The following is a 24,754-nucleotide window of genomic DNA, read 5'->3' as shown; positions in this document are numbered from 1 at the left end:
TGGGCTGTTCGCCCATTAAAGCGGTACGCGAGCTGGGTTCAGAACGTCGTGAGACAGTTCGGTCCCTATCCGTCGTGGGCGCAGGAAATTTGAGAGGAGCTGTCCTTAGTACGAGAGGACCGGGATGGACGCACCGCTGGTGTACCAGTTGTCTTGCCAAAGGCATCGCTGGGTAGCTATGTGCGGACGGGATAAGTGCTGAAAGCATCTAAGCATGAAGCCCCCCTCAAGATGAGATTTCCCATAGCGCAAGCTAGTAAGATCCCTGAAAGATGATCAGGTTGATAGGTCAGAGGTGGAAGCGCGGTGACGTGTGGAGCTGACTGATACTAATCGATCGAGGACTTAACCTTATAAAGTTAAGAATTGATATGAATGACTTTACCTTCTGATTACATTATCTAGTTTTGAGGGAACAAAATTTTTTGCGCAAGCAAAATAATTATCCCTAATTAAATAGTCTGGTGGCGATAGCGAGAAGGTCACACCCGTTCCCATGCCGAACACGGAAGTTAAGCTTCTCAGCGCCGATGGTAGTTGGGGGTTTCCCCCTGTGAGAGTAGGACGTTGCCAGGCAAATGAAAGAACAGCTGATTAAAGTAAGCAGTTCCGATACTGTGGAGAAAAACTAAATTAACAGGTCAAATAACACACTAAAACGTACTATATTTAGCACTATAACCAACAGTATAAATTGTAACCAAAAACGCTTGAGCATTTTAATGCCCAAGCGTTTGTTTTTTATATGGCTTTGTTCAACTAAACTGCCGTTAGTTGAAGATGCTTTCTTTGTGATAGTATCGTATTATTTAAACTTCTTTGAATATATAAATTCTGTAATCGGAACTGTAACAAAAGTAAGACCTACCACAATAACCAGTGGATAATTGTCAATTTCATTGAAACTGCCTGTTCCTTCAGAAATAAATAGTATTAAACCAGATAAAATCATAAGAATATAATAACCTATTTTGGCACTTTGGGTTTTAATATGTCTATCTAATTCATCCTTCTCGCCACCACCTTCATGATCACCCCAATTCATCCAATTAAAAAAATAGCTTAAAGCTAAAAAACTAAAGAATATACCAGCTGAATCTACAGTTCCAAAGCTAACCCATTTGTATAAGGTCGAGCCTCCAATTGTTAGAAAAACAGCAAAGACTAAAATAGCGATAATACTTTGGGTTTTATTCATGACTTTTTCCCCCATTCATAGAAATAAATAATTCTTCCATTGCGACTCCTAAAGTCCTTGCGATATCAAATGCTAACTGCAAACTTGGGTCATATTTGTCATTCTCGATAGCGTTAATCGTTTGCCTACTTACATTACATAATTCCGCTAATTTACCCTGTGAAAGACTCTTTTTTTCTCTGTACTCCTTAATTCTATTTTCCATTTCATTTGCCTCCACATTTAGAAGGTGTAAAAAACCTTTTACACCTATATAATAAAATAAGGCAATGGATGTGTCAAACATACTTTACACACTCATTGCCTTAAACGTCTATATTTCATTTCTTTTTTTCTTGTACTATTCTGCCCGTTAGTTTAAGTACGTTCTTTCACAAACTATATATTCATTTTAACATAAAAAGGAAAAATCACATTGACAACAGCTATTGACATTATACTATTTGGGGTGCGTTTTGTATGCTAATTCAAGCGTTAATATCAAATAATAGTTGATATATATGGAAAGAAGAAGAGACCAATCATATGCGATTTGGTCTGTTAAAAGGTATGCTATTTCGTATGTTTCTCCACCGAAACGGAACTATTTATGATTAAAGGTTGTTCATTTGTTTTTTAGTAAAAATGGTTTGGCTTTATTTCCTTTCTACGTGGAATATAGTGAGCGCTTGAAGCTAGTTCGAACCTTCTCATAAAAAAATTAATAGTATCCTGAACACCCCCCGCGGGAACAGGGGGAGGGTCGGCTTACCCATTAACTAGTAGAAAAAAACCATAGTCACTGAACCCCATTCTCTACCACTAACTTCAAATCCTCTAAAAAATATGGCCAAAGGTTGGGACGTCGCCTCACAGCTAGAGGATGATAGGCGACGGTTGTCTTGTATCCATGGACAGTATGTATTTTGCCTCTTAACGATTTTACATCCACATCTGAATCTTGAAAGAAGGATTGAACAGCGATGTTTCCTAGGCAGACAATGAACTTTGGCTGTTTTGATTGGAGCTGTTGTTTTAAGTGATTCATGCAGATTTTCCTCGTTTGTTCTTTATCATAGGCTCGAATGGGTTTTCTTTTTAATATATAGGTTACATATAAGTCTTCGACCTTCAGGCCAACCTGGTTGGCGGCTTCTTGCAATGTTTGCCTCGTCCCACAGACGAACGGTTTATTGTCCCGGTCCTCCCGAGCTCCAGGGTTGTCTAATAAAATTAGAATAGGTGCTTCCGGTTTGCCTTCACCCCATACCATTCGGGAACCATGTTTATAAAGACCGCATTCAGTACAATTTTTCAGGTGTTCTGGTGTCGGCTCTTCTGGCCATAATGAGGCACAAAAATCAGGCATAAGATCTCCTCCTTCAATCACAGTGTAGCTATTGGTATTATGCCCAATATTTAGTTGCATTTGCTTCTCTTTCCACGAAGCATTTCATAGCCGTTTTCGTTTGTCTTGGGTTGTTGACCATACTTTTGTTGATTAAAAATATAGGTGGATATATACATAATTTAGTTTTTATTTTGTACTTCTAAATTTTAAATTTATATCTTGAACCTAACGTAACGTAATGTTTTATGATAAGGATAAGATAGGAATCATGAGAGGAGTAACGATATGACAAAGTCTTATTCCATTGGTGAGTTTGCAAAACGGACGGGTGTAACGGTTCGGACACTTCACTACTATGATGAGCTTGGTATTTTAATAGCATATCGAACAGAGAACGGTCGAAGGATTTATAATGACTCCCATTTTGCTACGATGCAAAAAATAGTCACGTTAAAATTTCTTGGATATTCATTAGATCAAATGAAAGAGCTGCTTATCCAAAATAGGTGGAATCTCGAGGAGTCTCTACAGTTCCAGAAAAAGATTATGGAAGAAAAGCTTAGACAAACTGAAAAAGTAATCACAGCATTGAACCATGCCATTCATCTTGCCGAAACCCAAGAGAATATTGATGCTAGTATTCTTGCTTCCATCATTCAAGGAATCCAATTTCAGGATGAGCACAAAGAGTGGTTAACAGGAATCTACACGAAAGAGAAGGTAGAAGAAATTTTTAGTATATCACCTGAAAAACAACAAAACTTCGAATCTGAATTTGTAGCCATACTCTCTACTTTAAAGGAGAAATGTGGAGGAGATCCTAATGAAGATGAAGTTCAACTGCTAATAAAAGAGTTAATGTCTATGCTCCAAGAGATTGTTGGTGAGGATTTGCATTCATTTTTTAAGAAAGCGGATGACTTGGGCTTAGGAGCAGAAGAACCACTACAACTGATGCCACTAACATCGGAGGAGGAAGAGTGGGTAAGGGCAGCGATTAAAATCTATTTAACTCATGTTGGGATTGAATTGGGAGGAGAACAATGATGAACATTAGTGAATTGTTGTTAACAATCGTCTTACTTTTACCTGGTGTTCTGATGATGGCTATTAATGAAAAGAAGTTGTACTGCGATCTGATACCAGACATTGAAACACCATCCTTTGGCCTGCGTTTATTAAACCATATCATTCTAGCTTTTCCGTTTGCATTAATAGGTTTGTTTTTCTATAAGAAGGTAGGTTTCCAGGTATTCTCCTTTGAAGGGGTGAGCGTCCTATCCCTTATCCTTAGTCTCCTTTGCGCTTTTCTACATGTGGTTGTTTACTATTTTTATTTTAAAAAGAATGTGGCAAGAGAAACGTATAAACAGGTTGAAAAAAGTAGGCGACAATTGGGGATTTGGACGCGGACCTTTTATGGAGGGATTGTGGAGGAGATGATCTTTCGTTTTGGTTTGATGACTTTTATTGTGTGGATTTGTAATCTCTTTATCTCAAATTCTGTGGTATCTATTTGGATTGGAAATATTGTAGCTAGTATTGCTTTTGCACTGGCCCATCTTCCGGCGGTCTATCAGATGAAAGTTCGTGTTACTAGACCGATGCTGATCTATTCTACTAGTATGAATCTACTCGTCGGTCTACTTTGTGGTTGGCTTTATTGGAAGGAGGGCCTTGCAGCAGCTATCCTTTGTCATATGCTGTTCCATTTAGTCTGGTATGTGTTTGAAAAGTTCGACAAGAATGCACAGACTCAAATCGGGAGAAATGGAGGGACTACTCGTCCGATTTAGATGTTATCTTAATTTTGGGTAGGTTAATGCCACTTTCTTTATCTTTCTGTTTTTACCATGTATCCTAGATATAATGACCAAATGGAGGATCTCATCATGAAGAAAATATTTGCGGATGTCATTCAATATCGGGGTTCACATTATGATTTTGGTTTTAACCAGGGAGAAAGGTTGAGGGATTCAATCCTCGTCCATAACCGGGAACGGCAATGGAAAGTACGAAAAGCGCTCTTTAGAATTGATGTGGACGAAACCGAACAAGTTTTTCAACGGCTGGCACCGATGATTTGGGATGAATTTTTAGGATTACAGGAAGCCCTGGAATGGCCGATGGAAAAGGTTTTACAAGAATTTGGCGGATACAGGGTAAATATGACCCGGTCGGGATGCTCGATTTATGTAGGTGAGGGGTACATGATTCGTAATTATGATTACCATCCAAAAACATACGATGGTCGCGCCGTCCTTTTTCAACCGGCGGATGGGGGATATGCAACGATTGGTCTGACTCAGAAAATCACTGGAAGATCAGATGGCATGAATGAAAAAGGTCTTGTGATGGGTTATACGTTTATGAACCGAAAACGGCCGGGAAATGGGTTTATCTGTCATATGATTGGCAGGCTTATCCTTGAACGTTGCGCTTCTGTTGAGGAAGCGGTTGATTTGCTAAAAGAGGTTCCGCATCGTGGTTCTTTCAGCTACGTTCTATATGATGCTGAAGCTAAGGTGCCCTACATCGTGGAGACATCGCCAAGACGAGTGGAAGTGCGGCAAGATTATGCTTGTACGAATCATTTTAAAATCATGACAGAGGAAAATCGTCATGTGCTGGACGATTCTAAAAAAAGAATGCAGATTATAGAGGAAAATCATGAACAAAGCGGTTTAAGCGGAGATGAGGCCTTTAAGCTTTTAAATGACACTGAAAAAGGGGTATTCTCCAAACTTTACGGCAGCTGGGCAGGAACGATTCATACATCGGCGTATTTTCCACAAACAAGGGAAGCTTGGATTGCGCTTGGTGGAGATCAGGAACCAACAAAATTTAATTTTTCCAAGTGGTTGGATGGGGAAAACCTCACGCCTAACAGAATTGAGGGGCTAGTTGATACCGATATTCCATTCGTGAATATGGAACCAGCCGACTGGTATCAAAAATAAACGTTCATCGTAACTATTAATATGAGGGAAACAATCTTTTAAAAGAGGTGTACATATGAAAACATTAAATGAATGGTTTAACCAAGGATTGACCACAAACGAATATATATCAAGCATGAAAGTGAACCAAGAGGGTTTACTGAAAGTGTATAATTCAAGTGAACTTGAGAAAGATCAAAAAGTGTTTCTAAATAGTCTTCAAGACAAGGGACTGAGGGCGTTAATTCTTACCGCTGACTGGTGCGGGGATGCGATGGCCAACATTCCTTTGTTCATGAGAATTGCCAATGAGGCCCTTATTGATGCGAGGTACTTTATTCGTGATGAAAACCTTGAATTGATGGATCAGTACTTAACCAATGGAAAATCGCGCTCGATTCCAATTATTGTTTTCATCGATCAAGACGGAGAAGAAGTGGCCAAATGGGGACCGAGGGCACCAGAAGGGCAAAAGCTGGCCGATGAATTATTTGGTTCTTTGCCAGCAAAAGGTACACCGGAATTTGAAGCAGAGTTTAAAAAGGCAATTCCAAACTTCCAGAAAAAATTAACAGAGGACAAGGACTTATGGGCGGCTATTGCGAGGGATATGATTGCGACGATAAAAGAGCAATTCGCTTAAACAATTAGTGGTTTGTTAAGGTAGTTTAATTCTCTGTTTTTATGCTTTATAAATTTGATTAGAGCAGAAATCAATAGTTAAGTTTACGAAAATCGGTATTTTTATAGAAGGAATGGTCCAATTTTCTAACCGGACCATTCCTTCTATTTATTTGCAAATACTACTGAAACGAATGCCTTGCTTTGAAGTAGTATTCGTTTGCTAATAAGTAATTTACTTGTCGATTTTCTCAGCTTTTTTTTCTATATCGGCCCAATAGTTTAGGAAGAAGCCTTTTTAAAGAAGGCTTTTCACATTGCCTAATTCACTGTAGGTACTACGGCGGCGAGGAACCCATATACATATAGAAAAAACGAATGGGAGTAGATTGATTGGAAAAACAACATTCCCGCTATCGTTGGGTTGTCTTTGGTTGTGTCTTGTTTACGTATTTATTTATGTCGAGTCAGCGAACGGCTCCGGGATTGATTACAAATGAAGTGATGCGGGATTTTCAGGTGACTGCTTCGACGATTGGATTACTGGCCAGTATCCAATTTTTTGTTTACACAGGTTTGCAAATTCCGATGGGAATCTTGGCGGATCGATATGGGCCTAATTTCTTTCTCATTATCGGCGCCTTTCTGACTGGGATAGGTACCATCATCTACAGTCTCGGCACCCATGAATATATCCTATTCTTTGCAAGGATTCTGACGGGAATTGGGGATGCAACGATCTGGGTGAACATGGTATTAATTTTGAGCCAGTGGTTTACTGCCAAGGAATTCTCGCGTTTCATTGGGTTTGCCGCGATGACGGGAAGTCTTGGTTTTTTATTGGCGACCGTCCCCTTCGCTGCTTATATTGATTTCCTTGGTTGGCGCCCAGCTTTCTTTTCCACTGGTATTTTATTATGCTTATGTGCGGTCCTTCTGTATTTTATTCTTGTGAAAAAACCAAACAAACCCTTATTTGAAAAGGGGGAAGTCAAGCGGGAAAAGACGCTTGTCTTGCTGCGGAAAATTGTTTCGAATCGACAAGCATGGGCGTTATTTCTTTGTCACTTTGGGCTAGTCGGCACGTATGTAGGGTTTATCGGTTCGTGGGCTGTTCCTTACGGGATGAGTATGTACGGAATGACTCGTACAGACGCGAGTGAGCTCGTTTTGATTGGTTTAGTTGGGGCGTTGATTGGTGCGCCTTTGGCTGGTTGGATTTCCAGCAAGTTAGGTATGATTAAACGCCCTTATATCTTTGTCCATCTTCTTATCGTCTTATGTTGGTCTACCTTTCTATTCACGAATGCAAATCCACCAGTCTTTTTTCTAACGGTGCTTTTCTTTGTGATTGGTCTTGCTTATGGAGCGAATGCGTTAACGTTCGCTGCTGTGCGCCAATCGTTTCCGGCCCATGAATCCGGCATCGCCACTGGATTTGCGAACACAGGTGGATTTCTAAGCGCCGTGCTGCTTCCAAGCATCTTTGGGGTGATATTGGATCATTTTCAGGGATACTACTACGGTTTCATCACTCCAGTCGTTTTCTCTATCATTGGTTTGATTGGCGTACTGATGGTTAAAGAGAAGCGTCAGGAGGAAAGTAACAGCCCAGGCTAATAGAATTTAAATTAAAAAGGTGGAAGCGTTCACTTTGGAATGTCGGTGTCTGAACCTCGACTCAGTAAAGCGTTGCTGTGCCGGGGATCAAGCACCGTCTGTGAACAGACAACCCCATACATACTATAGACCGAGGCGAAAACTCGGTCTATTTTCTATTGCAGCATCCGAAGGAAGCATAAGAACCGTCCCCTTGCTTCCTGTTATAATGGTGTGGTAAGAATAGCTAGGAACTTAAAAGGAGTGTGTTGACTATGGTTGGTGTTGAGTTGGATTTGGTTGTGAAGGATAGCTTAAAAGCTTTGGAATTATATGAAGGTATATTTGAGATCGAGCGTGTGGAGGTTTCAAACTTGCCTCGGGGTGAAAATGAAGCGGTGTTTACCTTATATGGCGTTCGCTTTCATTTATTAGATGAAAACCCAGAATTCCATTTGATTGCCCCTAGTCCTGACGACCCTAAAACGAGTTGGGTGAATGTGACTGTTCCAGACATTAAGGAGACCTATGAAAAGGCAATGGGGTTAGGGTGCACAGAGATTCAAGCGGTGACTGAACTCCCAGACTATGGAGTATCGAACGCGATATTCATGGACACCTTTGGTTATATCTGGATGCTGCATCAAGTCCATAAAGAGGTAAGTCATGAAGAACGGATCCAGCTTTGGGAGGAAAAAAAGAAGAATTCATAATGGGTGCGAGAGATAAGTACTCTAGCCATGTTTAAAATAGGAAGCGGTAACACATTCGAAAAAAGGAGGGAACTTTCATGAGTAATTATGGCAGTCTGCATGAAAAAGAAGGAAGACAAGTATTGGTTTTTGAACGCAATTATCCCTTTAGTCCTGAAAAGGTATTTCGTTTTCTAACTGAGCCTGTTTTCTTCACTCAGTGGTATCCATTTGCCACTGGAGAGATGGATCTTCGTGTTGGTGGAAAGATCAAGTTCGATGATGGGGAAGGGTCAATCTATGAGGCAGTTATTACTGAGTTCAATCCTCCCTATTCCTTTTGTTTTCTAGAGGTTGATGATTTATTAGAGGTCAGCCTACATGGAACGGAAGAAGGGTGCAGTTTGAGCTTTCGTCATACCTTTGATGACCCTGCAATGGCGATATATGTAGCTGCAGGATGGCATAGATGTTTAGACGTACTTGGTCAATTGATTCATGGTCGTACAACGGTATGGGAAGATAATGCACTTGAACTACGTGAATATTACCAAAAGAGTTTGTAGTAGCTTTATTTGTTAACTTACATATATGTCGTCCAGCACGTGTGTCTGACCGTAAAAGGGTACTGTGTCGGGCTAGATAAGTTGGACAGGTCCTTGTCCCAGTAGGTAAGTATTTGAATGAACATATATGCCGTTTATAGAAGTGGAGTGCGTTCAGGTCATTTTTAGGAGGAGAGGAGTACCACCAGTATAAGGGGAAGGAGTTCTCTCCTGATTAGTAGTTATAATAAACGCTTCTCATGTCCCAGTAGATTCTTGCTGGGATCATGAACCTGTCCCCCATTATTGAAAGATGATAAAATGAGATTAACGATAAGGAAGGGGAGAGTGACAAGATGGATCTATATAAAAATGAACAAATGCCAGTAAAAGATTATTTCAGAATCCGTGAGAATTCTGAGCAACTGTTTGAGTATATAGATGGTTTTGTCTATATGTCACCCTCACCATCTACGAGACATCAGCGAATATCGAGCAAACTTCATATCAAACTGGGCAATTTTCTTAGAGGGAAGTCTTGTGAGGTTTTTCATGCTCCGTTTGATATTGAACTAAAGAGAGAAAATATCGAAGGAACGAAAATCGTTATCCCTGATCTAACGGTCATCTGTGACAAAGCTGGCTTTACAGAATCACGCTATATCGGAGTACCTAATTTTATTATTGAAATTCTTAGCCCGACCAATCAATCTCATGATTTAATTACAAAGCTAAACATTTATATGAATTATGGTGTCCAAGAGTATTGGATTGTGAACCCAATGTTAAACTCTGTAACCGTCTATTCTCTTGACGAAAAAAGGATGTATGAACAACATGATATGAAAACGGAAAGTGGAAGAGTCAAATCGAAATTTTTATCGGGGTTTAGTGCGGATCTTCAAGAGATTTTTTAAAGACGAGAGGCACTTTACTTAATCGAGTAAGCATTGATTGAAGGTATCTGGAAATGTCAGTGTCTGCCCCCGGTGTAGTAAGAACCTATAAGAACCATTATGTTCATTGTCCCTAACGCCCTGCCGTTAAAAAGACTGGCAACATATATTGTAGTAGCCTGTCTAAGACGAAGGGAGGAGAATGAGCAATATGGACAGCAGACGCAGAAGAAAAAACATGGGCTATAGGTATTGAGGGCCTGGTCGCAGTGGGCCGGGGGCCCCGACGAATGAGGTAGATGCATGCTGTAAGTTGCATGATGATTGTTATCGTAGATATGGTCCATCGAGAAGATGTGATCATTTATTTCTTAACTGTCTCCAACCCAAGATACATCCATACAGCAGAACGGGAAGGCATGCGAAATTGTTTTACAACTTCTTTCGACTCAAAGATATGTTTCGCCTCTAGTAAACCTTAAATTCTTTTTCCTCTTCAAAATGAATAATAGCCACAGGGACAAGGGTCTCCCCTTGTCCCTAAAATGAATAAGTGTTCCGAGCATTCCATAATAGATACTCGTTTATTCCTAGTTCATTTCCGGCATGAATTTGGTCTTGTACTTCTTTAAGGCTATAGGGAACTTTCATGTCAAAGTCTTGATACCAAGGTCTGATTTTAGCTACGGTTTTTCCTTGTGATTGAACTTTTTTATTCTTTTCAATCGCGTCTTTTAGCCCTTTTTTTATCAGTTGATAGGGATCGGCCTCTGGATTAGCAATCCCGTAGGTTCCCTTGGCATAGTGCGAAGGATACATCATCGGAGAGATGACATCGACATGTTGAGTCATCGTTTCCCACTTTTGCCCGATGCCCATATCGTCTTTTACGGAAGTCGTCAGCCCAAACACATCCGCAGATATTGTCACGGTTGGTGTTTTCACTTTCGAGTAAGAGTATTTTAAAAAACCTCCAATTGCTGCCTCTTTTGTTTTAAACGGGGAAGATGCAAAAATCACTTCTTTATCGATGTTTTTATAGTCTGGAAAGCGTACATAATCCCATTGAACTTCATCAAAACCTAACTTGGTGACTTCTTGAGCAATCGAGATGGAATAGTCCCAAACCTCCTTGCGATGTGGATCCACCCACATGACCCCACTTTTATCCTTCCATAAAGTGTTGTTTTTGCTTTTTATCGCCCACTCCGATTTTTTCTTAGCGAGATAAGGGTCCTTAAATACCACAATTCGGGCAATCGTATAGATGTCTTGCTTCTTTAAAATTTGAACGACGGATGCCAAGTCTTGTATAGGGGCGTTTTGATCACTTTTGATTTCGTTGACAAGAGGCAAATCGGAATCATATGTGATCCTTCCTTCATCATCTTTTATATCAATCACCATCGTATTTAGTCCGGTATTCGCAACCAAATTGGTTAAATCATTAAATTTTGATTCGGTGCTAACCGACTTTGCTGTTAGATAAATGCCTTTAATTGGTTCAGTTAGGGAAAAGGGAAATAGCAAGTTTATGTTTAGCATCGTGACTAAAGATAATACGGTTAGAACCTTTATCATAAACATTCTCCTTTAGATTAAGAAAATTAATTATTTTTACATAGCTTCTGCCTCTTTTCCTATTCCTATGTCTGCGGATTCCTAACAAGTTTGCTTAATAGAACCTGAGGAAAGGACATAATCGAAAGGGATTAAAAAACGATTGCCTAAGATTAGAATGAAGAACCAATCACTAGGCAACTTTCTTTACACTTTCTTTATACTTTTCTAGTCAAATTATTTAAACCTAGCATTTATTCTATATCTATCAGCTTCGAAAGGATGATCGTGATGTCGGAAACGATTCTTAAAGCAAAAAATATTTCAAAGATTTACGGCAAGCATAAAGCACTCGATAAAGTATCGATTGAAATAAAACGGGGGATGATTTACGGCTTAATCGGGGAGAACGGCGCGGGAAAGTCGACGTTCATGCGCATCGTTATGGGGTTAATCACCATCGATGAGGGCGAGATTGAATTGTTCGGGGAAACGGGCACGAGAGGGTCGCAACAGGCACGTATAAAATGGGGCAATCGTACCTTTTGAATCCATAACAGAACAAACCGCAGAGTATATACGTAACATGGGGACAGATACCTATCTTTTAAGGAATTTGCATTCATGAACATTTTTTGTTATTCTTTGGGAGAATTATTCTTGTCTGTTCGGAGGGCTCGTAAAGTTTAAATACTTTTGGCCTGAAGACCTAAACAAGGATAGTCCATACACAATGCGTGCACAGCACCAAGGAGGAAATAATTAAATGGAACAAGGTACAGTAAAATGGTTTAATGCAGAAAAAGGATTTGGATTTATCGAGCGCGAAGGCGGAGACGATGTATTCGTTCATTTCTCAGCTATCCAAGGCGAAGGCTTCAAGTCTCTAGATGAAGGCCAAAAAGTTACATTTGAAGTAGAACAAGGTCAACGCGGACCCCAAGCTACAAATGTTCAAAAAGCATAACCAACATAGATTCAGAAAGGCTCTCTTTGAGAGTCTTTTTTTATGCGATTTTTTGCTTCCAGCTTCTTGGCTATGCAAATAATTAAAAATAGAAGCAAAAGGTCCGTCCCTTTGCTTCTACAATTGATTTAATCATCATCCCCGTCATCTGTTTCGATTTCTAATACGATTATCTTGCCGGTATAGGCATCGATCTCGATTTCGGCTTTTCTATTTCCATTCACAATTTCTATTTCATAGCTATGGCGGCCGTCGTCTTCATCCAATTCCAATTCTACGATGCTTCCAGGGAATTCTTCTAAAGCGATTTTCTTAGCTTCTTCATTGCTGATCACCGTCTGAGTGGCAGCATCATTTTTAGTTGTTTTTTCACCTTGGTCATCATCGCTGCCATTTACAGCGGTATCATTGGTGGGAGCTGCATTCTTATTGTTTTCGCCACTTTCAGCCTTATTTTCGCCTTGGCGGTCATCATCCTGGTTATTTCCAGCAGTGTCCGTTACGGTTTTTGGGGAAATCGCCTTTTCTTCAAGCTTTAATACTTCACCTGTGTCGGCATGAATTTGTAGTTCGTATTCCTTGTCTTCTAACATGACTTCAACCTCATAAAAGGTGATGTTATCGTCTCTTTCCAATTCTAATTCGTTGATCGTCCCTGGATACTGAGAAGTGACTTGTTTCCGTATTTCTTCCTTAGACAGTTTCGGTTCGGCATTGACAATCTCTGATTGAAAAGCGGTGAACCCAATGATACCTGCAATAGATAATGCTCCAAAAGCCATAATGATTTTTTTCTTCATTTTTATTCCCTCCTGTTGATATCTTACTCTCAGTATATCCAGGGTTTATGAAAGGAGGATTTGATCAAGATTAGAATTTGATGAGAAAATGAGAAACATTTTTCATTTACTCTTCGGTTAAAATTGGGAACTTCACGGTGAACGTTGAGCCGGAATGAAGTTCACTTATTACAGATATTTCTCCATCATTCGCTTCGGCAATGGATTTTGCTATCGCAAGCCCCAATCCAGTACCGCCGGTTTCCCTGTTCCTAGCTTTATCAATTCGATAAAAACGGTCGAAGATATGTTTCAAGTCCTGTTGTGAAATTCCTTTACCATAATCCTGAACTTCGACAACCGCCTTTCCAGCTTCCTCAAATAGCCGGACATCAATGGTGTCTTGACTATATTTCAAGGCATTATCCATTAATATATAAAACAATTGCTTCATCTGATCATGGTCTGCTTTCACCATCATCGTATGATTCTCTTTTTTAATCTGGATGTCTCTTTCGGTTATGCCATCAAAGGTTTTCACAATTTCATCGACGACCTTCACCATACTGACCGGCACCTTTGATTGAAGCTGTTTATGTTTTGCCAGTGACAGCATCTGCTCGACTAGCCTATTCATTCGGTTTGCTTCAGAATCAATGGCAAGGACGGACTCTTTAATTAATTCAGGATTTGCATTCGCTCTGCGCTCTAATAATTGGGCATAACTCTTAATGATTTGAATCGGGGTTTTGAGTTCATGGGAGGCATCAGAAACAAACATTTCCTGTTTTTCATAACTGACTTTTAGATAGTCAATCATCTGGTTAAAAGTGAGTTCCATCTCATGCAGCTCATCTTGTGATTGATGATGAATGTCAATCTTTTGCCACTTCCCATGGGTCATATTGTCATTCATCGTTTTGATTAGATTTTGTATTGGCAACAGCAAAAATCGGCTTAAGAATGAACTGCCAATCATAATAGGAATCAGGACAATGAGAGACAGGATGGTCAGCACATAAAATAAAATGCGCAAAGTTTCATGCAAGGAAACAAGTTGATTTGAAACTTGAATCGTCACAACATCACCAGCATAATCGCCTGATCTCCAAATAATCGGCTGTTCAACAACTGCTATGTCTGGCGCATCCTTCTTGGAAATCACTTGCTGTGATTCTTGCTGTGAGAATTTCCAGGGAAGGGTCGTATAATCCAGGGAACGGGTTTGCTCAATATATCTTACTTCATTTTCAAGAATAATCCGGATCGTCCCATTTGCAGGGAGGTAGGCCTCCAGCAATTCACTATGGTCAACATTTGGATTTTCATTTAATGCTTGAGTCACATCATGAATCACCAGTTCGAGTTCGTTCAGTTCTGTATTGGTGCTCACTTTGTAAAAGAAATAGTAAATTGACAGGTTCACAACCAAAATAGTCACAAGCATGAACAAACTTGAAGACAGCAGAATTTTAGTTTTCAATTTCATGAATGAATATCCTTTATCGTATACCCTATACCACGGACCGTTTGGATGTAGGCGGGATCAAAGTTCTTATCTATCTTTTTTCGTAAATAGCGAATATAGACATCAACTACATTTGTCTCACCGAAATAATCGTAGCCCCATACTTGTTCAAGAAGCTGCTCCCTTGACATTACAATGTTCTTATTTCTTAACAAGCAGACAAGTAAATCGAATTCCCTTCTTGTTAAGTCAATGAGAGTTGTTCCTCTTATAACTTCATGTCGATCTAAATGAACCTGCAGTTCTCCAATGGAGAGCTTACTCTCATTTTCCTTCTGTGTCTTTTTAGGTGTTCGAAGGTGAACACGAATCCGTGCCAACAGCTCTTCAATCTGGAAGGGCTTTGTAATATAGTCGTTCGCACCCAAGTCGAGTCCGCTGACTTTGTCGTGTATCTCATCTCTGGCAGTTAAAAGAATAATCGGCATACTTTCGTCCACTTTTCTAATTCTTCGTAGCACTTCTAGCCCGCTCAATTCAGGGATCATAATATCTAAAAGTACAAGATCCCAGTCTTTTTCCTGCATCAGACGAAGAGCATCCTTCCCATTGTCGGCAATTTCCGTTTTATAATTTTCATATTCCAATTCCAGCTGCAAAACTCTGCTGATTTTTTTCTCATCTTCCACAATTAAAATGTGAGGTTCACTCATGATATCACCTACGTATCCTGTTTTATTTCAATTCTCACGGAGCACCTTACTTTTAGATTCTATGATACACCATCTTAAATACCGCTTCCTACTTAAAGTACTAATTCGTCCTTCATCTTTAAAAACCTTTTACATTCCTCTTGTCGAGGGAACCCAAGGATAATGTTTTGTCCTACCATTAATTTTTCCTAATAGGTGTGTTGAGTTAAGTACATAAATAAATTGTTTAAAAAGAATGATCCGCAACTTTTAAAAATCCTTAACGTCTAATTGGTAAAAGGAGGAAATAAAATAAAAAAGGTTGGATCAATTCTTATGTTTATAAAATGGTTGAGGCCTCGATTTGTTAGGGGGAACAAGTAGATCTAGCGACCATTCAGTGAAGATGACAACTTCTATGAAAAAAGTCCGAGGTTAGTGCAAGGAGTAAATGATGCAAGGGATCCATCATGGGCATTACGCTACCGCAAATATTCACAGAATAAATAGAAAATCCGTGTTAAAGTAAGTAGCAAGGGGGAGTTTTATTTTGAAATTCAAATTGTTTGTTCTATCTGCCTCAATTCTGTTCATGTTAGTTGGCTGTGCCGAAAATACAGAAACGAAAACACAAGATGAAAATATACAAACGATGGAAGCTGTACTTAAAAATAATCTGACAGGCCCAAGTGAAGAATTGAAACAAATAGTGAAAGAAAAGGATTGGACGATACCGTTAAGAAAATATGAAGAAAAACTATATAAAGATTATTTTGCGGACGAATCGTCCTACGTTGCATTCGTAAATAGCTACGGTTCAGTATTAATGACTGAACCTCTGAGAAATAGTTACCAACTAAAGGTTAACAATATCGACTTTGAAAAAACTAAGTCTGAAGAGATAATTTATAATTTTTCAGTGGAAATACAGTACCAAAAAGAAGGCAGCGAAAAATCAGAAGTTGAAATCGTAACTGGACAAGCAAATTTAAATGAAGAGCATAAAATTGAGGATATGTTAATCCGAATCGGTGATTTTATGGTGTCCTTGGGGAATTAAAATTAGTTAATTATCAAGTGCCCATTCCCTTGCCATAGTCTGGTTAGGTTAATAACCTCATAGTTTATGTTAATTGCTTAGATTCTCAACTATAAAACTCCTTTTTCTAACTAGGGAAATGTTATCGTGAAAACAGGATAGTAATCAACGAAAAAAAGCATCATCTTAATTGTTGATGCTTTTTGTGTTTTTAATTTCTTTTTTTTATATAACTAAACAAAACAATAGTGATACAAATAGCAAAATAACTTAGGCTAAACCAAAAATCTGAGGGAAATATCAGCAATAAATAAGAAACGGGTTTCTGTCGGTCATTTAATGGAATCGAATGATGAGAGGTGGCAACGGTGAAACTAAATAAAAATGCGAGTTAAATAATGAAATTAATTAATCTATTAATCCATTATTCGGGTTGTGACATTAGCACTGCATTCATTGGGTCTAAATGTGCCGATTCATAGTGAAAAAAGCTGTCCCAAATTGGAAACAGCTCTCGCTTTATTCAATAATTTTTACTTTCACCTGTTTTCTTCCATACTGGACTGCATCGTCATAATCAGGGATAAAAACATCAATTTTGTTGCCCTTGATGGCTCCGCCAGTATCTGCCGCAGTTGCATATCCATATCCCTCCACATGTACTTTGGAACCAAGTGGAATAACAGTTGGATCTACGGAGATGACTTTTGCATCTGGGTTTTCTAGTAGATTGATACCGGTGCTGGTAATACCGGAACAGCCTTTGCAACTAGCTGTGTAGGCTGTTGCTTCTACGGTAATTTCCTTGCTTACTGCTTCTTTCTCAGCTGGAGGTGTGCTGGCTTGAACCTCTGGCTGCGGTGCTTCTACGGTATTAGTATCAGTTTTAATTGACACAGCTTGTGAGCCCTTCTCTTTTGTGGTTTCCTCTGGTACCTTATTTTGGGTTGTCAGTTTTGCTTGGTCATCGTTCGTCTTGGACGTTTCGTCTATTATCCTATTCGTTTGCCCTTTTGTGGAACTTTCACCATCCGGATAGATGGTTAAATTCAAACCAGGGTGAATGAGATCAGAAGTAAGGTCATTCGTGTCCATTAAATGACCGACCGAAACCCCATTTGCCCGCGCAAGATCCCAAAGCGTGTCGCCCTTCTTAACCGTTACACTTTTAAAAGGTGAGACTTGAAGAACATCATTTGGATGGATTAGATCACTAGATAGATTGTTCCATCGTTTAATAGCCTCCACCGTTACACCATATTCCTGTGAATATCCCCATAAAGTGTCGCCCTTATGTACAGTGACTTCCTCCGCCTGAGTTGTCGTTGCAGCTGTCGCGATGATTGTCGCTGTTGCAATTAATGATACCAATTTTTGTTTCATTCTCTTTGCCTCCCATTGGCTGTTCTCATCTTGGGACAAGCTTACCATAGTAGTCTTACAGAAAAAGAACAGGGAGATATTAATTCATTTACGAGAATGACAAGTTGATAACATTATTGCAGAATATGCGACTAAACACCTATCCCCGGTACAATTTGTGAAAGTCACAATACTTCAAGAACCTGAGATTCGCAAAAAAAATGACCCCTAGTTTTGATATAATAAAACTATCGCTGTAAATAAGTGGCTAGCCCTAAGAAAACAAAAACAACACGGGATAGGGAATCTAATCAAATCCCATAAAAATAAGTCTAAATATTCAATGATTTATAGAAAAAACACTACTTTCATCTGTTGATAGTTTGATATGTTTGCATTGGGAGGGGAAGTTACATGAATAGTTTGGGGTTTGAGCAGGAAAAAGCGCAGCATCGAACGGAGCTTCTACAGGTAAGATATTGGATGACTCCTAGTCCTTATTGCCTTTGGGAGAAAGACACGGTTCAGAAAGCTGCCGAGAAAATGGACGAGCTCCGCGTTGAGGGGCTGCCGGTTGTTGATGAAAGCAATCGTTATTTAGGGATGGTCACGTTAGGAACGATAATAAAGGTACTTGTAAAAACAAAACAACCCGAATCTCCTGTTAGCAGAGCATTGATTGCGACACCGGCCTACGTGAAACCGGACGATTCCATAATGGATGTTGTTTCACACTCTGAAAACGCAATGCCGGTTTTGGACAAGCAAGAAAGACTTGTAGGCTTAATTACCATCCGAGACGCCCTCGATGGATTCTTCAAATATACATATAAATTAGAGCAAAGACAAAATACAGTAGATGCCCTTCATGTCATTTTAGAGAGCGCTTACGAAGGCATTGCTGTAGTTGACGAACATGGAGTATTGCTTGAATTTAATAAGGCCTATAGTCGGTTCACAGGGGTGAAAAGCGAAGATGCAATCGGAAGGCATGTCACGGAAGTCATTGATAATACTAACCTCCATGAGACAGTTAAAACCGGAATCCCTGAGCGGGGGGTCCTGCAGACGATACAGGGGCAGGACATGATTGTTCACCGCATTCCAATTTGGCAGAATGGTCGTGTTACCGGTGCGATTGGCATGCTAATCTTTGAAGGGGTAACCGATGTCTATCGAATTTATGAACGCCTACAAGAGGAACATCGGAAGAAAGAACCAAAGATAGAGCTATTAAGCTTAAAAAAAGAAAAGGACAGCCGCATCACGATTGACGAGATTATCGGGGAAAGCGATGGCATCTTAAAGGTGAAGAGGGATGCACGGAGGTCGGCGCGAACCCATGCAACCGTCCTCATTACCGGAGAAAGCGGAACAGGGAAGGAAATGTTTGCGAAAAGCATTCATCATTTAAGCCCATTTTCGACAGGCCCGTTTATTAGTGTCAATTGTGGTGCAATTCCAGAACATTTATTTGAATCAGAACTGTTTGGATATGAGGAAGGTGCTTTTACAGGAGCTCGAAAGGGTGGAAAGCCAGGTAAATTTGAGTTGGCCCAAAATGGGACAATCTTTCTAGATGAAATTGGTGAGATGCCACTAGTGATGCAAACGAAGCTGTTGCGCGTTCTCCAGGAAAGAGAGGTTGAAAGGGTCGGCGGAATCAATAAGTATCAAATGAATGTTCGCATTGTTTGTGCGACGAATAGAGACCTAAAAGAAATGGTCAATCAAGCTGAATTTCGTGAAGATCTGTTTTATCGTTTGAACATTATTCAGCTCCATATTCCGCCGCTTCGCGAACGGAAGACGGATATTCCCATCCTCTTGGCGCATTACCTGAAGGAGGTTTGTGGAAAGTATCAGGTTCCCGTGAAAACTTTCACGTCTCAGGCAGTAGCAATCTTTCGCAACTATTCATGGCGAGGAAATATTCGCGAGATGGTTAATTCCGTGGAACGACTTGTCACTATGGTGGACGGAGATGTGATTGATGTGCAACATTTGCCTGTATCCATGAGAGAGGAGTCTTTCACATTGGAAAAGAATTCAACCGGCCCTTCTTTAATAGAAGTGGCACGAGATGATGTCTTCAAACGTGAAAAAGAAGTCATTATTCAGGCGTTAAAAAATGCTGGGGGCAATAAATCAAAGGCAGCGGATGTTCTCGGCATTCACCGCACAACGCTATATCAGAAGCTAAAAAAACATGGGATTCATTAACTCTTTTTTTTACTGTATGTGTAGTGATTAAACTACAACATCCCTACAACTGTAGTGTAGTTACTACACTTTGAAACAGTAAAAATGTTTATTTTATCACTTTTTCAAGTTGGCACGCTTCTTGCAACTATAAAAAGTGATAAATAAACAAGGGGTGAAAACATAGGTGGAGAATTTTGCAATTTTACGAACACCAAAAACAACCTACTATGGCCGCAACGCCTTTCAAAATGTAGGGACGGAAGCAGCTCTTAGGGGAAAAAAAGCGCTGATCGTCAGTGACAAGATTATGGATAGCCTTGGTTATATAAAGGAATGCCAGCAGCTGTTGCAGAAAGAAGGAGTTCAGAGTGAGGTATATCTCGGCGTAAACTCTGAACCGACAGATCAGTACGTGGCGGAAGCTTTAAATATCCTTAAACGTGAGCAATGTGAGCTAGTAATCTCTCTTGGCGGGGGAAGCTGCCTGGATACTGCTAAGGCAATCGCTGTTCTGGCGACAAACGATGGGTACATAGGCGATTACATGGGTGGGAAGAAAATAGCTGAAAACAGTCCGGTCCCACATATAGCCATTCCAACCACTGCAGGGACTGGGTCGGAGGCAACCGATGTAACTGTTATCACAAATACATCGAATGATGTGAAAATGATGATTAAACAACCTGCCTTTATGCCCGATGTGGCCATCGTGGACCCTTTATTAACGCTGTCGTCTCCGAAAAATGTAACGGCAGCAACAGGGGTAGATGCATTGAGCCATGCGATTGAAGCTTATCTTTCGAAAAAGGCGCACCCAATGACCGATACGCTTGCATTATCGGCGATGAAGTTAATTATCGATAATCTTTTAACCGCTTACAATGATGGGGAAAATGTCGATGCACGTGAAGCAATGTCTCTGGGCTCTTATCAAGCAGGAATGGCGTTTACAAATGCCTCTGTTTGTTTAGTTCATGGGATGTCCAGGCCAATTGGGGCACTATTTCATGTTCCACACGGAATCTCCAATGCAATGCTCCTACCCGCGGTTCTTGAATTTAGTAAAGACGCCTGCACGGATCGCTTAGCTGATATCGGTAGGATTTTTGACCGGAAAAATGAAACCCTTTCCAATCTTGAGGCAGCAGAAGCGGCGGTTCAATCTGTTAAGGCGCTTTGTCTCCAATTAAATATCCCTAATCTAAAGGGATGGGGGATTGACCAAAAAGCATTTGAAAATGTAGTGGAGAAAATGGCATTTGACGCAATCGACAGCGGAAGCCCGGGTAATAATCCTAGAGTGCCAACGTTCAATGAACTAGTTGAACTTTACCACAATTGTTATGCTTACCAGTTCAGTACCGAGGAGAAGGTTTTGTAAGTTTCGATGGGGGAACGGGGGAAATAAAATGTTAGGGATGCTTGGTCTGATTGCTTCACTTGGACTGTTAATGTATTTGACGATGAAGGGGATCAATATTATTGTCGCGGCAATCATCAGTGCGATTCTTGTGGCAATAACCGGTGGTTTAAACCTTGAAACGGCAATGACGGAACACTATATGACTGGATTTACGGGGTACTTCAAGTCATGGTTCTTAATCTTTCTGTTAGGAGCAATATTCGGAAAAATCATGCAGGAGACCAAAGCCGCGGACAGCATCGCAAACTGGGTCAAAGATACGCTTGGACCTTCTCGTGCTGTATTCGCTGTCGTAGCAGCAGCTGCTGTTATGACTTATGGTGGAGTAAGCTTGTTCGTTGTAGGCTTTGCTGTTTATCCTATTGCTGTTTCGTTATTCAGAGTGGCGAATCTTCCGCATCGTTTTATCCCAGCCGCGTTGGTGTTTGGGTCGATCTCATTTACGATGACCGCACCAGGTTCTCCAGAAATTCAGAACCTGATTCCAACTGAATTTTTTGGAACAAAACCTACAGCAGGAGGCATCATTGGGGTATTGATGGCTCTAACCATTATGGTGGTTGGCGGAATTTTGCTAGGGAAAATGGTTAAAAAGGCTGTTCAAAATGGCGAAACCTTCTCGCTGCCAAATCAGCCGGCTACAAACGAAACAGCAGCAGCTCTTGCGGAAGAGGAACTAGAAGCGCAAAAGCCTCAGAATATGGGAAAAGATACTGAGCTCCCAAATATTGTTTTTGCAATTCTGCCGCTTGTTTCAGTCATCGTATTGTTAAATACGATTTCAAACTTCACCTCTTCAACAGGGGCGGCACTTATTTCATTAGCAAGTGGAATTTTCCTTGCTTGTGTATTGATGTTTAAATTCTTGCAGGATTTTTGGTCCGCTATGGCAAAAGGGTCACAGGATGCGTTAGTTGCTGCTGCGAATACCTGTGCAGTAGTTGGTTTCGGAAGTGTAGCAGCCCAAGTAGCAGCGTTTAGCACGGTGGTCGATGGTCTTGTGAATCTTCCTGGACCTCCATTAATGGGATTGGCCATTGCAGTTACACTTATTTGTGGGATCACTGGTTCCGCTTCAGGCGGCCTCGGGATTGCCTTGCCAATTTTGTCACCTATGTATTTAGCCCAGGGACTTGATCCTGGTGCCATGCACCGTATTTCGGCACTTGCATCAGGTGGCTTGGATTCACTTCCGCATAATGGCTATGTGGTGACAACCATTCGTGCGATCTGCGGGGAATCACATAAACGCTCTTATGGTCCCATTTTCATCCTGAGCGTGGTTATGCCAACGATTGTATTGGCCTTGGCAGTTTTACTTTATTCCATATTTTAAAACCGATTAGCAATTTTTAAAAATGAAAGGGGAAATAAAAATGACAACAACAACTACTCAAACACTAAAGAACTTTATCAACGGACAGTGGATTGAATCACAAACAGAAAAATATGATATCGTGCCAAATCCGGCAACAGGAGAAGAGCTTGCGCGAGTTCCAATCTCCACGCGTGAAGATTTAGACGAGGCGGTACAAATCGCGAAGGAAGCTTTTAAAACTTGGAGCAAGACACCTGTACCAAAACGTGCTCGTATTCTATTTAAATATCAGCAATTATTAGTAGAAAATTGGGATGAGCTTGCAACATTAATTACCAAGGAAAACGGAAAAAGCTTTAAAGAGGCTTACGGCGAGGTTCAGCGCGGAATTGAATGTGTGGAATTCGCAGCTGGAGCACCATCTTTGATGATGGGAAAACAGCTTCCTGACATTGCAACAGGAATCGAATCAGGCATGTACCGTTATCCAGTTGGTGTTGTTGGTGGGATTACCCCATTTAACTTTCCAATGATGGTTCCTTGCTGGATGTTCCCGCTTGCAATCGCTTGCGGTAATACATTTGTGCTTAAGCCATCTGAACGTACACCAATCCTTGCGAATCGCTTAGCAGAATTGTTTACAGAAGCAGGTCTACCAGACGGAGTCTTTAACATTGTTCATGGGGCGCATGATATCGTGAACGGATTATTGGATCACGAGGATGTTCCAGCGATTTCCTTCGTAGGCTCACAGCCTGTTGCAGAGTATATTTATAAAACTGCAGCCGCAAATGGCAAGCGCGTTCAAGCGTTAGCAGGAGCAAAAAACCATTCAATCGTTATGCCAGATGCCGACCTTGAAGCTTCCGTAAAAGAAATCATTGCTGCTTCCTATGGCTCTGCTGGGGAAAGATGTATGGCATGCTCTGTTGTTGTCGCTGTCGGTGATGTGGCAGATCAATTAATTGCGAAGTTGAACGAAAAAGCAAATGAAATCACAATCGGTAACGGTTTGGAAGAAGATGTGTTCTTAGGTCCAGTTATTCGCCAGGAAAATAAGGAAAGAACAGCAAACTATATTGAAGTCGGCGAGCAAGAAGGAGCTACCCTCATTCGTGATGGCCGTAAAGATGAAGCGTACCATAAGGAAGGCTACTTCATTGGACCAACCATCTTTGACAATGTGAATCCTTCAATGAGAATTTGGAAGGAAGAAATCTTTGCACCGGTTCTCTCAATTGTTCGCGTAGATAGTTTAGAAAACGCAATCGAATTAACCAATAAGTCAGACTTCGGAAATGGAGCTTGCCTATTCACAGACAGCTCTAAAGCGGTTCGCTACTTCAGAGAAAATATCGAAGTTGGTATGCTTGGCGTGAACATCGGGGTTCCAGCACCAATGGCCTTCTTCCCATTCTCCGGATGGAAGAACTCATTCTATGGAGATCTTCATGCAAACGGAACAGACGGAGTTGAATTCTACACAAGACGCAAGATGTTAACAGCACGTCACTAATATTATCTTTTTTAGAGCAGGCGCAGATTGTGCGCCTGCTCTTTTGAAATGAACATAAAGTAGCCTTGTATCCCCACTCTCTGCTCTGACACTTACAATAAATAAAGGGAAAAATTCCCCTTAAATAGCAAATAACATTGCAAATGGCTTAAATAAGGGGAGAAATTCCCGCTACTTGTTCGAGAAACGCGAAAAGGGAGGCATTTCTATCTGATAGCGGGAAAATCTCCCCTTATATCACACGAAAAGAGCTCCCTTCGGCATTTAACGGTAAAAACTCCCGTTATTTTACTTTCGCTAAGCCTTCTTATTTGGAGTACTACATTAAAATAAACATTTCGACAATCCCAGCGATACCTATAAGGATTAAAAATATCCCGCCAATCCTCGAAACCCAAATATAAAAAGTCGATGGTTCCCTTGCGTCCTTTGATTTCCAGCTCTCTGTTAGATCCCAAAGCACGGCGGGGATTGCTACCATATAGAAACCAACGAAAATAAATAGAATGCCAACTATAAACATCATAGTGCCACACCTCTTAACTTGTGGAATCTCTCATACGAGTATGTAAATTTTAAATAATAAGGTAGAATGATAGCTAATT

The 24,754-nt window shown here is 40.5% G+C and carries 24 protein-coding genes and 2 rRNA genes; 17 read left to right on the top strand and 9 right to left on the bottom strand.

Annotated elements, in window-relative coordinates:
• Together BMX30_RS09565 and rrf are read left to right on the top strand one after the other, a co-directional pair.
• Positions 1–353 (top strand): 23S ribosomal RNA (locus BMX30_RS09565); the annotation flags it as partial.
• Between the two features lie 107 nt (positions 354–460).
• Positions 461–576: ribosomal RNA gene (gene rrf, locus BMX30_RS09560) — 5S ribosomal RNA — on the top strand.
• A gap of 229 nt (positions 577–805) precedes the next feature.
• Here rrf and BMX30_RS09555 read toward each other — a convergent pair.
• From BMX30_RS09555 to BMX30_RS09545, 3 genes are all read right to left on the bottom strand, one after another.
• Entirely contained in the window at positions 806–1,198 is a 393-nt protein-coding gene (locus BMX30_RS09555; RefSeq protein ID WP_090744235.1) for a DUF2178 domain-containing protein, read from the bottom strand.
• Positions 1,191–1,403, bottom strand: a complete 213-nt coding sequence (locus tag BMX30_RS09550; RefSeq protein ID WP_090744281.1) for a helix-turn-helix transcriptional regulator — start codon at positions 1,401–1,403, stop codon at positions 1,191–1,193. The genes BMX30_RS09555 and BMX30_RS09550 overlap by 8 nt, the downstream gene beginning before the upstream one ends.
• A gap of 573 nt (positions 1,404–1,976) precedes the next feature.
• Positions 1,977–2,546: a uracil-DNA glycosylase gene (locus BMX30_RS09545; protein WP_090744232.1), complete on the bottom strand. Its 570-nt coding sequence runs from the start codon at positions 2,544–2,546 to the stop codon at positions 1,977–1,979.
• A gap of 267 nt (positions 2,547–2,813) precedes the next feature.
• On the opposite strand from BMX30_RS09545, the gene BMX30_RS09540 reads away from it, so the two are divergent.
• The 8 genes from BMX30_RS09540 (at position 2,814) to BMX30_RS09505 (ending at position 9,841) form a co-directional block, all read left to right on the top strand.
• Complete coding sequence (locus BMX30_RS09540; protein ID WP_090744229.1) at positions 2,814–3,575, top strand: MerR family transcriptional regulator; 762 nt, start codon at positions 2,814–2,816, stop codon at positions 3,573–3,575.
• A complete protein-coding gene (locus BMX30_RS09535) occupies positions 3,572–4,324 on the top strand; it encodes a CPBP family intramembrane glutamic endopeptidase (protein WP_090744226.1) in 753 nt (250 codons plus the stop codon). The genes BMX30_RS09540 and BMX30_RS09535 overlap by 4 nt, the downstream gene beginning before the upstream one ends.
• Positions 4,325–4,420: 96 nt before the next feature.
• Complete coding sequence (locus tag BMX30_RS09530) at positions 4,421–5,488, top strand: C45 family autoproteolytic acyltransferase/hydrolase (RefSeq protein ID WP_090744223.1); 1,068 nt, start codon at positions 4,421–4,423, stop codon at positions 5,486–5,488.
• Between the two features lie 55 nt (positions 5,489–5,543).
• Positions 5,544–6,110: a thioredoxin family protein gene (locus tag BMX30_RS09525; protein WP_090744221.1), complete on the top strand. Its 567-nt coding sequence runs from the start codon at positions 5,544–5,546 to the stop codon at positions 6,108–6,110.
• Positions 6,111–6,481: 371 nt separating this feature from the next.
• Entirely contained in the window at positions 6,482–7,708 is a 1,227-nt protein-coding gene (locus BMX30_RS09520) for an MFS transporter (RefSeq protein WP_090744218.1), read from the top strand.
• Between the two features lie 254 nt (positions 7,709–7,962).
• On the top strand, positions 7,963–8,400 hold the full coding sequence (locus BMX30_RS09515) for a VOC family protein (protein ID WP_090744215.1): 438 nt from the start codon (positions 7,963–7,965) through the stop codon (positions 8,398–8,400).
• A 77-nt stretch (positions 8,401–8,477) separates the two neighbouring features.
• Entirely contained in the window at positions 8,478–8,945 is a 468-nt protein-coding gene (locus BMX30_RS09510; RefSeq protein WP_090744212.1) for an SRPBCC family protein, read from the top strand.
• 335 nt (positions 8,946–9,280) lie between these two features.
• Positions 9,281–9,841, top strand: coding sequence for a Uma2 family endonuclease (locus BMX30_RS09505; RefSeq protein ID WP_090744210.1), 561 nt, complete (start codon positions 9,281–9,283; stop codon positions 9,839–9,841).
• 519 nt (positions 9,842–10,360) lie between these two features.
• Here BMX30_RS09505 and BMX30_RS09495 read toward each other — a convergent pair.
• Positions 10,361–11,401: a putative glycoside hydrolase gene (locus BMX30_RS09495; protein ID WP_244532549.1), complete on the bottom strand. Its 1,041-nt coding sequence runs from the start codon at positions 11,399–11,401 to the stop codon at positions 10,361–10,363.
• 270 nt (positions 11,402–11,671) lie between these two features.
• Here BMX30_RS09495 and BMX30_RS09490 point away from each other — a divergent pair, with 270 nt between their 5' ends.
• Both BMX30_RS09490 and BMX30_RS09485 read left to right on the top strand, forming a co-directional pair.
• The gene (locus BMX30_RS09490; RefSeq protein ID WP_244532548.1) at positions 11,672–11,929 is read left to right on the top strand and encodes an ATP-binding cassette domain-containing protein; all 258 of its coding nucleotides are present in this window, start codon (positions 11,672–11,674) and stop codon (positions 11,927–11,929) included.
• Between the two features lie 217 nt (positions 11,930–12,146).
• The gene (locus BMX30_RS09485; RefSeq protein WP_090744205.1) at positions 12,147–12,347 is read left to right on the top strand and encodes a cold-shock protein; all 201 of its coding nucleotides are present in this window, start codon (positions 12,147–12,149) and stop codon (positions 12,345–12,347) included.
• Positions 12,348–12,475: 128 nt separating this feature from the next.
• On the opposite strand, the gene BMX30_RS09480 is transcribed toward BMX30_RS09485, so the two are convergent.
• The 3 genes from BMX30_RS09480 to BMX30_RS09470 form a co-directional block, all read right to left on the bottom strand.
• Positions 12,476–13,147: a PepSY domain-containing protein gene (locus BMX30_RS09480; RefSeq protein ID WP_090744203.1), complete on the bottom strand. Its 672-nt coding sequence runs from the start codon at positions 13,145–13,147 to the stop codon at positions 12,476–12,478.
• Between the two features lie 106 nt (positions 13,148–13,253).
• The gene (locus tag BMX30_RS09475) at positions 13,254–14,615 is read right to left on the bottom strand and encodes a sensor histidine kinase (RefSeq protein ID WP_090744200.1); all 1,362 of its coding nucleotides are present in this window, start codon (positions 14,613–14,615) and stop codon (positions 13,254–13,256) included.
• Positions 14,612–15,307, bottom strand: a complete 696-nt coding sequence (locus BMX30_RS09470; RefSeq protein WP_090744197.1) for a response regulator transcription factor — start codon at positions 15,305–15,307, stop codon at positions 14,612–14,614. The genes BMX30_RS09475 and BMX30_RS09470 overlap by 4 nt, the downstream gene beginning before the upstream one ends.
• Before the next feature lie 529 nt (positions 15,308–15,836).
• On the opposite strand from BMX30_RS09470, the gene BMX30_RS09465 reads away from it, so the two are divergent.
• Positions 15,837–16,346, top strand: coding sequence for a hypothetical protein (locus BMX30_RS09465; RefSeq protein WP_090744194.1), 510 nt, complete (start codon positions 15,837–15,839; stop codon positions 16,344–16,346).
• 498 nt (positions 16,347–16,844) lie between these two features.
• Here the strand turns inward: BMX30_RS09465 and BMX30_RS09460 are convergent, their stop codons facing one another.
• Entirely contained in the window at positions 16,845–17,708 is an 864-nt protein-coding gene (locus BMX30_RS09460; RefSeq protein WP_090744191.1) for a LysM peptidoglycan-binding and 3D domain-containing protein, read from the bottom strand.
• A gap of 393 nt (positions 17,709–18,101) precedes the next feature.
• Between BMX30_RS09460 and BMX30_RS09455 the strand changes: the two genes are divergently transcribed.
• The 4 genes from BMX30_RS09455 to BMX30_RS09440 all read left to right on the top strand — a co-directional run bounded on the left by BMX30_RS09455 (position 18,102) and on the right by BMX30_RS09440 (position 24,149).
• The gene (locus BMX30_RS09455; protein WP_090744189.1) at positions 18,102–19,910 is read left to right on the top strand and encodes a sigma-54-dependent Fis family transcriptional regulator; all 1,809 of its coding nucleotides are present in this window, start codon (positions 18,102–18,104) and stop codon (positions 19,908–19,910) included.
• A gap of 166 nt (positions 19,911–20,076) precedes the next feature.
• Entirely contained in the window at positions 20,077–21,273 is a 1,197-nt protein-coding gene (locus BMX30_RS09450) for an iron-containing alcohol dehydrogenase (protein ID WP_090744186.1), read from the top strand.
• Positions 21,274–21,301: 28 nt separating this feature from the next.
• Positions 21,302–22,651: a GntP family permease gene (locus BMX30_RS09445; RefSeq protein WP_090744183.1), complete on the top strand. Its 1,350-nt coding sequence runs from the start codon at positions 21,302–21,304 to the stop codon at positions 22,649–22,651.
• Between the two features lie 40 nt (positions 22,652–22,691).
• Complete coding sequence (locus BMX30_RS09440) at positions 22,692–24,149, top strand: CoA-acylating methylmalonate-semialdehyde dehydrogenase (RefSeq protein WP_090744179.1); 1,458 nt, start codon at positions 22,692–22,694, stop codon at positions 24,147–24,149.
• 319 nt (positions 24,150–24,468) lie between these two features.
• On the opposite strand, the gene BMX30_RS09435 is transcribed toward BMX30_RS09440, so the two are convergent.
• Positions 24,469–24,675 carry a DUF6199 family natural product biosynthesis protein gene (locus tag BMX30_RS09435; RefSeq protein WP_211482065.1) on the bottom strand — a complete coding sequence of 69 codons (207 nt, stop codon included), beginning with the start codon at positions 24,673–24,675 and terminating at the stop codon, positions 24,469–24,471.
• Between the last annotated feature and the right edge of the window lie 79 nt (positions 24,676–24,754).

The organism is Mesobacillus persicus, assembly GCF_900109925.1.
Lineage (GTDB): Bacteria > Bacillota > Bacilli > Bacillales > Cytobacillaceae > Mesobacillus_B > Mesobacillus_B persicus.
Note: the sequence above shows the minus strand (reverse complement) of the source record. Positions and strands in the feature narration are given on the sequence as shown.